Source organism: Pseudomonas sp. 44 R 15, from assembly GCF_900004965.1.
GTDB classification, from domain to species: Bacteria; Pseudomonadota; Gammaproteobacteria; order Pseudomonadales; family Pseudomonadaceae; genus Aquipseudomonas; species Aquipseudomonas orientalis_A.
In genome coordinates, this window is record NZ_CVTU01000122.1 from 105,863 (window position 1) to 116,561 (window position 10,699).

General features: G+C 61.6%; 8 protein-coding genes and 1 pseudogene. 5 read left to right on the forward strand and 4 right to left on the reverse strand.

The features are described from left to right. Positions 1-197: 197 nt before the first annotated feature. Positions 198-2,255, reverse strand: a complete 2,058-nt coding sequence (gene tkt / locus BFP93_RS26785; RefSeq protein ID WP_065895592.1) for a transketolase — start codon at positions 2,253-2,255, stop codon at positions 198-200. Positions 2,256-2,430: 175 nt separating this feature from the next. On the opposite strand from tkt, the gene BFP93_RS26790 reads away from it, so the two are divergent. After that, complete coding sequence (locus BFP93_RS26790) at positions 2,431-2,655, forward strand: DUF465 domain-containing protein (RefSeq protein WP_065888320.1); 225 nt, start codon at positions 2,431-2,433, stop codon at positions 2,653-2,655. Between the two features lie 62 nt (positions 2,656-2,717). Here the strand turns inward: BFP93_RS26790 and BFP93_RS26795 are convergent, their stop codons facing one another. After that, complete coding sequence (locus tag BFP93_RS26795) at positions 2,718-4,094, reverse strand: 2-oxoadipate dioxygenase/decarboxylase HglS (protein WP_065895593.1); 1,377 nt, start codon at positions 4,092-4,094, stop codon at positions 2,718-2,720. A 243-nt stretch (positions 4,095-4,337) separates the two neighbouring features. Here BFP93_RS26795 and BFP93_RS26800 point away from each other — a divergent pair, with 243 nt between their 5' ends. Both BFP93_RS26800 and BFP93_RS28975 read left to right on the forward strand, forming a co-directional pair. Then, positions 4,338-6,989, forward strand: a complete 2,652-nt coding sequence (locus tag BFP93_RS26800) for an MGH1-like glycoside hydrolase domain-containing protein (RefSeq protein WP_065895594.1) — start codon at positions 4,338-4,340, stop codon at positions 6,987-6,989. Between the two features lie 37 nt (positions 6,990-7,026). Next, a complete protein-coding gene (locus BFP93_RS28975; protein WP_065895595.1) occupies positions 7,027-7,650 on the forward strand; it encodes a hypothetical protein in 624 nt (207 codons plus the stop codon). Positions 7,651-7,910: 260 nt separating this feature from the next. Here the strand turns inward: BFP93_RS28975 and BFP93_RS26810 are convergent, their stop codons facing one another. Both BFP93_RS26810 and BFP93_RS26815 read right to left on the reverse strand, forming a co-directional pair. Further along, positions 7,911-8,225 carry an SCP2 sterol-binding domain-containing protein gene (locus BFP93_RS26810; protein ID WP_005788868.1) on the reverse strand — a complete coding sequence of 105 codons (315 nt, stop codon included), beginning with the start codon at positions 8,223-8,225 and terminating at the stop codon, positions 7,911-7,913. A 56-nt stretch (positions 8,226-8,281) separates the two neighbouring features. After that, positions 8,282-8,992 (reverse strand): histidine phosphatase family protein, encoded by a 711-nt coding sequence (locus BFP93_RS26815; RefSeq protein WP_065895596.1) that lies wholly within the window; start codon positions 8,990-8,992, stop codon positions 8,282-8,284. Between the two features lie 192 nt (positions 8,993-9,184). Here BFP93_RS26815 and sohB point away from each other — a divergent pair, with 192 nt between their 5' ends. Next, the gene (gene sohB / locus BFP93_RS26820) at positions 9,185-10,210 is read left to right on the forward strand and encodes a protease SohB (protein WP_065895597.1); all 1,026 of its coding nucleotides are present in this window, start codon (positions 9,185-9,187) and stop codon (positions 10,208-10,210) included. A gap of 127 nt (positions 10,211-10,337) precedes the next feature. Then, positions 10,338-10,699 (forward strand): annotated as a pseudogene (locus BFP93_RS29455) (diguanylate cyclase); the annotation flags it as partial.

Genomic DNA, 10,699 nt, shown 5'->3' on the forward strand with positions numbered 1-10,699 from the left:
CAGCGTGGTTTAACGGGGCGCCTAAGATCAAAAGCAGATCAAGATCAAGAGCGACTCGCTTCGCATCGTGGTTACCGTCGGCTGCTACGGTCTGAAACGTTGTGTAGATACCTATACCCCGATGGCGGTGCATCAGTCACATCATCCGTGACTGACACTTCGCTATCGGGGGCAAGCCCCCTGCGCATTGGCGCGGTTTATTCCGCCCGGTTGTGCTGGATTTGCTGCTTGGCCAACCCCACCACATTTTCCACGGTGAAGCCGAACTTTTCCTGCAACTTCGCCAGCGGCGCCGAGGCGCCAAAGCTGTTCATCACCACTTTGGCCCCGGCCTGTCCGACGTAGCGATCCCAGCCCAGGGGGCCGGCCTGCTCGACCACCACGCGGGCTTTCACGGTCGGCGGCAAGACGCTGTCGCGGTAGGCCTGATCCTGGTCTTCAAACAGTTCCCAGCTGGGCATCGACACCACCTGCGCGGCAATGCCTTCGCCGGTGAGTTGTTCATAGGCCGCAACCGCCAGGCTGACTTCACTGCCAGTGGCGAGCAGGATCACCTCGGGCTTGTCCGCACCCGCCAACACATAGGCGCCCTTGGCCGCACCTGCGGCCGACGCGTAGCGGCTGCGGTCCAGGGTCGGCAGCGGCTGGCGCGACAGCACCAGGCAGCTTGGCCGATGGGTTTGCGCCAGCGCCACCTTCCACAACTCAAGGGTTTCATTCGCATCCCCCGGGCGCAGGGTCAGCAAGCCCGGGGTGGCGCGCAGCTGGGTCAGGTGTTCGATGGGTTGATGCGTCGGGCCGTCTTCGCCCACGCCGATGGAGTCGTGGGTAAACACGAACACCACCGGCAGCTCCATGATCGCCGCGAGCCGGATCGGCGGTTTCATGTAGTCGCTGAAGACCAGGAACGTCGAGGTGTACGGCCGCAGGTAGGACAGCGCCAGGCCGTTGGCAATCGCGCCCATGGCGTGCTCGCGTATGCCGAAGTGCAGGTTGCGCCCGCTGTAGTCGTCGGCACTGAAACGGCCTGCGCCGTCGAACGTGAGGTTGGTCTTGGTCGACGGCGACAGATCCGCAGAACCGCCCAGCAACCAGGGAATATTCTGCGCGAAGGCGTTCAGCACCTCGCCGCCTGATGCGCGGCTGGCGACGCCCTTGGCATCGGCCGCAAAGCTCGGCAGGTCGGCCTGCCAGTGCTCGGGCATTTCCCCGGCGCGCATGCGCTGCAGCTCATCGGCGCGTTGCGGGTCGAGGGCGGCCAAGGTCTGGTTCCACTCGGCGAACAGCGGCTCGGCACGCTCAACGAGTGCATCGCGCAACGTTGTGCGCGCTTCATCGGGCACCAGGAAGCTGGCGTCCTCAGGCCAGCCATAGGCGGCCTTGGTCAGGCGAATTTCGTCTTCGCCCAACGGCTCGCCATGGGCGGCGGCGGTGTTGTGTTTGTGCGGCGAGCCGTAGCCGATCACGCTGTCGACCACAATCAGGGTCGGTGCGCCGGTATTGGCCTTGAAGGTTTGAAGCGCCACACTCAATGCCTGCAGATCATTGGCATCGGTGACATGCACGGTGTGCCAGCCATACGCCTGGAAGCGCTTGATCACATCTTCACTGAAGGCCAGTTCGGTGTGACCCTCGATGCTGATGGTGTTGTTGTCGTAGATCCAGCACAGGTTATCGAGCTGCAAATGCCCGGCCATTGACGCCGCTTCGCTGCTGATGCCTTCCATCATGTCGCCATCACCGCACAGGGTGTAGACGTCGTAATCGAACAGCACCTGGCCGTCGCGGTTGAATCGCTTGGCCAGCCAACGCTCGGCCATGGCCATGCCCACGCTGTTGGCGCAACCCTGGCCCAGGGGGCCGGTGGTGGTTTCCACGCCGGTGGTTATGCGGTACTCGGGGTGCCCCGGGGTCTTGGAACTCATCTGGCGGAACTGCTTGATGTCGTCCAGGCTGACCGCCGGCTCGCCGGAACGCTTGCCGTGGGCGTCGATCTCCACCACGCCGGCCAGGTGCAGCAGCGAATACAGCAGCATCGACGCATGCCCCACCGACAACACAAAGCGGTCACGGTTGGGCCAGTCGGGATGCTCCGGGTGATAGCGCAGGAAACGACTCCACAGCGTATAGCCCACCGGGGCCAGACCCATCGGCGTACCGGGGTGGCCCGAGTTGGCCTTCTGCACGGCATCCATGGCCAGGGTGCGGATAGTGTTGATGCATTGCGTGTCGGCGGCGGTTGCGGTGTGATTCATGAAACCGGTCTCCCTCGAGTGGCGATCTACAGTGGAGGGCAGGGCAGGCCAAAAGGTTTGATCCCATCGCCAGGGTTGCGACGAACGGGGCTGTATCGACTGCAAACATGACAACACCCCGGTCAATGGGCTAGCTTCAAGGGGTAGGCCATTGATCAACTTGTGGAGGTAAGTCATGCCAGTGAAACACGACCTGTATCAGGACTTGGGGTTGAGCAAGGAAGTTGTCCACGAGCGCAGGGCGGGGGACAAACGGCTGGACTCGCTGCTTACGCAATACGACGCTGCCGACGGGGAGGTGCTGAAGGCGGAATCGGCAAGCGCCAGTGATGAGGACGTGGAGAAGTTGAAGAAGAAACGGTTGCTGATCAAAGACGAAATTGTCGCGAAGTTGGGTTAAGCAAAAATCGCTGCCGGTGGACGCTCTGGTTATATCTGCAGCGTTTTATACCGGCAGCTTTTTTATACCAGCAGTGCTCTCACACACGCCTCCACGGAACGCTGCTGCGTTTCGTCATATAACTGCAACTCGTCAATCGTGCTGCGGCCCAGCGCCTTTTCGAACTCGGCTTTGTTTGAATGGGCCGCGTAGTGGCTCTGCGCGGCATCGCCCAGGTTCGACTGGAAGATCCCCGCTGCGCTCACCGGCAGGAAGTCCTCGTACACCAGCGGTTCCACCTCCACGTGCCCTGCGCTGAGCAAGGCCTGCAGCGTACGCGGTGATTCGGGCTGGCCGCGGGCTGCGAGGCCTTTTTCGCTGGGGAAATAGCGAAAGTAGGCCAGGCCTTGTTCGCGCATCTGCGTGTGGTTGTCCGGGAATGCCTGGAAGTGTTGCTCCAGCAATTGCTCGTAGCGCGCGGCATTGGCCTCGTTGGGTGCCGCGCCGAGTTCATCGCGGGCGGCATTCAGCAGCTGGTCGTACAGGGCGCGGCCCTTGGGCGTGAGCGCGACGCCGCGTTGTTCGATTTCACCGAAGCGCGCGCTGTGGCTGCCCTGGGCATCGGTAAAGGCAATGGGTTCATCGAGGGCCTTGAAGCTGGTCTGGCGCAGCAGGATCGGGCAATGGCGTCGCGGTGGGCCTTCGATCACGGCTTTGGGGGTGATGCCGTGGGCGGGCATGGCGGCCTGTACCTGATCGATGTCCAGGGTGCGCGGGGTGAGGTGGTTGATGTGCGGGCCCTTGAAGGCCACCACGTCGGCGATCAGTCGATGCTGGTCGCTGAGTTGCCGATACTGTTCGGCCGTGACGGTAGCGCTGTGGTGCCAGCGAAAAGTCTCCAGCGCCTGGCGAATAAAGGCCTCGGCATCCTCGGCATCGAGGCCGCCGTCGGTTTCGGCCTGCTCGATCAACGCCAGGGCGCCTGGGGTGAAGATCGAGCGCTTGGCCAGGGCGGTTTCGGCGAAGCTGCGCAGCGCGGGGTTTTCGATCAGCTCCAGGCGCAGCAGCGAGGTGAACACGCGGAACGGGCTGGCTTGCAGTGACTGCTCATGCACGGCGCGAAAGGCGGTGGAGTGCACCGGCACGCCCGCCGGTGTCAGGTCGTAGTAGCCCACCGGTTGCATGCCCATCACGGCAAACAGGCGGCTGATGGTCGCCAGTTCGGCGGCGGTGCCCAGGCGGATCGCACCGTGGCGTTCCATGCCCAGGCGCTGGATTTCGCCGGTACGGTGCAGGTGCTCGGCCAGGCCCCGGTCGCTCTCCAGCACGTGGGCATTGGTCTGCGCCACCAGCTCCAGCAGCGCACCGTACAACGGAACTTCATCCCGGTACATGTCGGACATCGCCTTGGAAAAGCCCTTGCGGATCTCGTCGGGGCTGACATGTGCAGTGGCGTGCATAGAAAAATTCCTGATGGCTGGGATGACAAAAGTGGCCTTGTCCCGATTTTGTTGAGCGCCACGCCGGCTTGCAAACGAAGAATCCTCTGGACTTCATTCTGCAAATGAATGAGATGAGATGAACATGACCACAATCGGGCAAACACACCGGCACCGCCGACCAGGCCCGCCTGAGTCTTCATGTGCATCCGGGCGTCATTGGGTTCTACACTGCTGCTCATCCGGCAGGCGATGGAGCACTCAATGACGGCCACACCCACACACCCGATACTCGACACCCTCGAAGGCCGGCGGCTGGCAACAGAGGATGCCGAACGCTGGCGCGAGTGGGGGCCTTACTTGAGTGAACGCCAATGGGGCACGGTGCGCGAGGACTACAGCGCCGACGGCGACGCCTGGGCCTACTTCCCCCACGAACACGCCCGCAGCCGCGCCTACCGTTGGGGCGAGGACGGCCTGGCCGGTTTCAGCGACAAGGCGCAACGCTGGTGCCTGGGTTTGGCGCTGTGGAACGAGCGTGACAGCATCCTCAAGGAGCGCCTGTTCGGCCTCAACAACGCCGAGGGCAACCACGGAGAAGACGTCAAGGAGCTGTACTTTTTTGTCGACGGCGTGCCCAGCCATGCCTATATGCGCATGCTCTACAAATATCCCCATGCGGCGTTTCCCTACACCGACCTGATCGCCGAAAATGCCCGCCGTGGGCTTGAGGATGCCGAGTACGAAGTGCTCGACACCGGCGTATTCGAAGACAACCGCTACTGTGATGTAACGGTCGAATACGCCAAGCATCAGCCTGACGATATTTTCATGCGCGTCACCGTGCACAACCGCGCGGACCAGCCGACGCGTGTGCAGGTGTTGCCCCAACTGTGGGCGCGCAATGACTGGAGCTGGACCTTTGACGCGCCCAAGCCGCAGTTGCGCCTGGACGGTGAGCGGGTGCTGGCCCGGCATCATGAGCTGACTGACCGTCACCTCAGCGCCTGGGGCCAGGACGGGCTGGAGTGGCTGTTCTGCGAAAACGAAAGCAACCTCCCCAAGCTCGATGGGCAACCGGCGCCGGGGCCGTTCAAGGATGGCATCAACGACTATGTGGTGGGCGGCGCGGACTCGGCAATTCGCCGCGACACGGGCACGAAGGTCGCCGCGCGTTTCAGCCTCGAACTGGCGGGCCAGGAGAGCAAAACCCTGTACCTGCGGTTTGCGCCGGTGGACGCGCCCGAGGTCAATGCACGCAAGCTGTTCGAGCTGCGCCGCCAAGAGGCGGACGACTTCTACGCCGCCTTGCAGCAAGGCATTGCCGATGCTGACGCGCGCAATGTGCAGCGCCAGGCCCTGGCCGGGTTGCTGTGGTCCAAGCAGCTCTACTACTTTGATGTAAACCAGTGGCTCGACGGCGACCCGGCCCAACCCGCGCCGCCGCCCGAGCGCCTGCACATCCGCAATACCCATTGGCGGCACTTGTCCAATTTCGACATTTTGTCCATGCCCGACACCTGGGAATACCCGTGGTACGCGTCCTGGGACCAGGGCTTCCAGGCCGTGGCAATGGCGCTGATTGATCCGGGGTATGCCAAGCAACAGTTATTGTTGCTGGTTAAAGATCGCTTTATGCACCCCAATGGCCAGCTGCCGGCGTATGAATGGCGTTTCGACGACGCCAACCCGCCGGTACACGCCTGGGCCAGTTGGCGCGTGTATCAGCAGGACAAGGCGCTGACCGGCGTGGGCGACATGGACTTTCTCGAGCGGATTTTCCACAAGCTGCTGCTGAATTTTTCCTGGTGGGTCAACCGCAAGGACGCCGAGGGCCGCAACCTGTTCCAGGGCGGCTTCCTGGGCCTGGACAACATCGCCTTGTTCGACCGCTCGGCCACCTTGCCGCCCGGCTACCAGCTGGATCAGGCCGACGGCACCGCGTGGGTCGCAGCGTATGCCCTGGACCTGATGCGCATCGGCCTGGAACTGGCCAAGCGCAATGGGGTGTACGTGGATATCGCGGTGAAGTTCTTTGAGCACTTCCTGTACATCGCCGGCGCGATCAACCGCGTGGACGACAGCGCCGAAGGCTTGTGGGATGAGCAGGACCAGTTCTTCTACGATGTGCTGCACCGCCCGGACGGCCAGAACGAGCCGGTGCGGCTGCGCTCCATCGTCGGCCTGATGCCATTGTTTGCCGTGTTGGTGCTGGAGCAGCGCGAGCACGAAGGGCTGCAAGGCCTGCGTGAGCGACTGCTGGGTTTTATGAAACACCGGCCGGACCTGGCCAAGCTGGTGTCGCGCTGGAACGAACCGGGGCAGGGCAACCGCCTGTTGCTCGCCTTGCTGCGTGGCGAGCGCACCAAGGACCTGCTGCGGCGCATGCTCGATGACCATGAGTTTCTGTCGACGTTTGGCGTGCGCTCGTTATCCAAGGCCTTTGCCGAACAGCCGCTGGCGCTGAAGATGAACGGCGACATCCTGTGTGCGCGCTACCAGCCCGGCGAGTCCGACTCACGCTTGTACGGCGGCAACTCCAATTGGCGCGGGCCGTTGTGGATGCCGGTGAACTACATGCTGATCGAATCGCTGCGCGAGTTTCACCGCTACTATGCGGATAATTTCTCGGTGGAGTACCCCACTGGCAGCGGTTATCTGGCGTCCCTTGAGGAAGTGGCAAACAGCCTCAGCCAGCGCCTCACGCGCTTGTTTCTACGCGATGAAAACGGCCTGCGCCCTTCGATGGCGGGGTATGCGCAATTGGAGGCGGACCCGGCCAGTCGCGATCTGGTGTTGTTCCATGAGTATTTCCACGGCGAAACCGGGCGTGGCCTGGGGGCGTCGCATCAGACGGGGTGGAGTGCGTTGGTGGCGTTGTTGCTCAATGTTCCGCTCAAGGCATCAATCAGGTAGATTTGCCCACCCCCCCAACCTTACATGGATGTAGATCATGCTTAAGTGCGTCACCCTTTCAAGTCCGGCCAGCCGCTTGGGCATCTTGCTGGGCGCCGGTGTATTGGTCTCCTGCCTGTCTGTCGGCAGCGCCAGTGCGGCCTCGATGAGGGCAGCGTGTCTGCGCTGTCAGGATTCAGAAAGCGTCGATGCCTCCAAATGGGTCAAAAACGGTACGTACCGTCTCGAGTCAGTGACACTGTCGCTGGACGACGAAGTACGGGGAGCGGACCCTGATTCGGTGCGCAAGATGACCCGGCTCAAACCTGTGGCCATAAGCGCCGATGCCAATGACGCCCTGGTTGAAGAAGCCATTCGTGCGATGGACATCGTGGGTGAGGACGGGGATGTCGCTGTACTGGAGGCGCAGTGGCCCAACCTGGCCCGTCGTGCGCGTTATGCCTACAGTATTTTCATCACTGAGGATCAGCTGGTGGATTTCTATAATGTTTATGTGCGCGTTGGGCGCAACAAGTATGTGCTGGTGATCGGCCGCGATGTGGAGTCCGGGGAGTTCCAATTGAAGCCGGGGGAGGGGCGTCTCATCAACCGGTACGGTACCGAGGGCAAGCCACGGGATCTGGAACAGTTCAAAAAGGTCGACGCCGCCGCAGGTGGCTGACAGCCGGGCCTGTGCGTTTAAATGAAAAAATCCCGCCTTCAGCGTAAGCCGTTCAGTCAAGCGTATATCGCCCCGTGTAGGAGCGAGCTTGCTCGCGAAAAACGTCAACGATAACGCGTGCGTCCTGAATAAACGCGGCGCCTGTGAGTTTTTCGCGAGCAAGAGCTAGGCGCCCCCCTCGTTCCTACAAAAAGCCTTGACTGAACAACATTACGCCATTGGCGGGATTTTTCGTTTAAGGCGCGTTACAACCTGGGTGATCAGGAAGGGAACAACTCGCTCAGTTTCATCGCCAGCATCATGTCGCCTTCGGTGCGCAGTTTGCCGCCCATGAAGGCCTGCATGCCGTCGGTGGAACCGTCGACGATGCCTTCCAGGGTTTCGCTGTCCATGACCAGGGTCACTTGGGCGTCCGGGTTTTCGCCTTCCTGCAGTTCACAGGTCTTGTCCTTGACCACCAGCGAGAAATTCTTGGTGTCGTCGATACGGAAACCGAATACCAGGTCCAGGCCTTCGGCAGCGCTTGGGTTGAATTTGGCTTTCATTGCTTCTACAGCTTTGGCTACGTCAGTCATGGTTTCGATCCTTTAGGGTGGAGTCCAGTGACCTTGGGGTCACGGTTGGCCGCAGTTCATCGGAAAGTGATGAACTGCGGCGCCTTCAACAGCTGCAAGTGGGCATGACTGTTGAAGGAAGCCAGTACCACCTCGCGACCACGGAATTTCAGCTGGTTGAGCGAGGTGTTAACAATTTGCCAGTTCAGTTCGAACGCCTGGGCGACCGGCATTCGGGTAATCAGGTGGAGCAGGGCGGTGATGGTGCCGCCGGAAGTGAACACGGCGATTTTGTCGCTGTTGTCGGCCGCTTCCAGAATGCGTTGCAGGCCACCCTGCACACGCTCCACGAAACCCAGCCAGCTTTCCAGCCCCGGTGGATCGTAGGTGCCGGCCAGCCAGCGTTCGATGATCAGGGCGAAGATGCGCTGGAATTCGCTGCGGTTCTGCGCGCCATTGCGCAGGATGTGCACGGCGTCGGGTTCCTCGCCAAGCAGGTCGGGGAGCAGGCCGCGAATGATCGCCTCGCCGTCAAATTCATTAAATGCGCTGTCGATTTCCAGGGGCGGAACCGGCAGGCCGAGGGCGCGGTATTGATCGAACGTGGCGGTGGCGGTGTGCTGCTGGCGGCGCAGGTCGCCCGACAGGCAGCGATCGAACGTCAGCCCCAGCTCTGCCAGGTGGCGACCGAGTACCTGGGCCTGTTCCACGCCGACGGGCGACAGGACGTCATAGTCGTCTGCACCGAAGGAGGCCTGGCCATGTCGAATCAGATAGATGCTGCCCACGTCCGTTTTCCCGGTACGTTGAAAGTCTGGCGAGGTTATGAGGATGCCCGCGAGCTGTCAATGAAAAAACATACGCTTGTTTTAAAAGTCCGTTAGAGGTGCGCTGCTGGCGGTCTGGGCACTGGTCCGCAGGCATTGGCGCCGGTATGCTGGGCCATCCGCGCCTGGCGCAGTGCATTCTTAAGGAGACATATGGATTTTTTGGCCGAATACGCGAGCTTTCTGGCGAAGACCGTCACCCTGGTGGTCGCTATTCTGGTGGTGTTGATCAGCTTCGCGGCCCTGCGCAGCAAAGGGCGTCGTAAAGCCGCCGGCCAATTGCAGGTCAGCAAGCTGAACGATTTCTACAAGGGCCTGCGCGAGCGCCTCGAATCGTCGCTGCTCGACAAGGACCAGCTCAAGGCCCTGCGCAAATCCGAAAGCAAAGCCGAGAAAAAGCAGGGCAAGAACAAGCCTGAGGCCAAGCCGCGGGTGTTCGTGCTGGATTTCGACGGTGACATCAAGGCCTCGGCCACCGAAAGCCTGCGCCATGAAGTCACCGCATTGCTAAGCCTGGCCACGCCAAAAGACGAAGTGGTGCTGCGCCTGGAAAGCGGCGGCGGCATGGTGCACAGCTACGGCCTGGCGTCGTCGCAACTGGCGCGTATCCGCCAGGCGGGCGTGCCGTTGACCGTGTGCATCGACAAGGTCGCGGCCAGCGGCGGCTACATGATGGCGTGCATCGGCGAGAAGATCATCAGCGCACCCTTTGCCATCCTCGGCTCCATCGGCGTGGTGGCGCAGTTGCCCAACGTCAACCGCCTGCTGAAAAAGCACGACATCGACTTTGAAGTGCTGACCGCCGGCGAATACAAACGCACCCTGACGGTGTTTGGCGAAAACACCGAGAAGGGCCGCGAAAAGTTCCAGGAAGACCTGGACATCACCCATCAGTTGTTCAAGAACTTTGTGTCGCGCTATCGCCCGCAGCTGGCCATCGATGACGTCGCGACCGGAGAAGTGTGGCTGGGTGTTGCAGCGCTCGATAAACAACTGGTCGACGAACTGCAAACCAGCGACGAATACCTGGCGACCAAGGCCAAGACGGCCGAGGTGTTCCACCTGCACTATGCCGAGCGTAAAAGCCTGCAGGAGCGTGTAGGGCTGGCGGCCAGTGGTTCGGTGGATCGGGTGTTGCTGACCTGGTGGAGCCGGCTGACCCAGCAGCGGTTCTGGTAAAGGCTGCTCAATGGGGGCGGGCCTTCAGTCCGCTTGTATGCGTGCGCCACCGGAACCGGTGGCCGCTGTGAGTACCGACGTTCGAATGATGGCTGGAATACCTACCAGGCTTCCTTAAGGTGCTGACGTGAAGCGTGATACCCGTCTTGTGATGCTTTTGCTGTTGGTCATCGGCTGTTCCCTGACTTCGTTGACGATCTGGAAAGTCCTGTCTTCCCGTGAGCGGGCGCTGGCGGAAGTGGACGTGCATGGCTTGAACCTGACCCAGGCGCTCAACACCTACACCGAAGGCATCGTGCGGCAAAGCGCGCTGCTGTTGCTGGGGCTGGTCGAGCGCCTGGAAACCGAAGGCAGTGGCCCGGCGCAGATCGAGCGCATCAACGCGTTGATCCGTCGACAACAGCCGCTGATGCCGCAACTGAGCGGCATCACCATCTACGACCAGCAGGGCGGCTGGCTGATGTCTTCCAATCGCTTGATTGCGGCGGG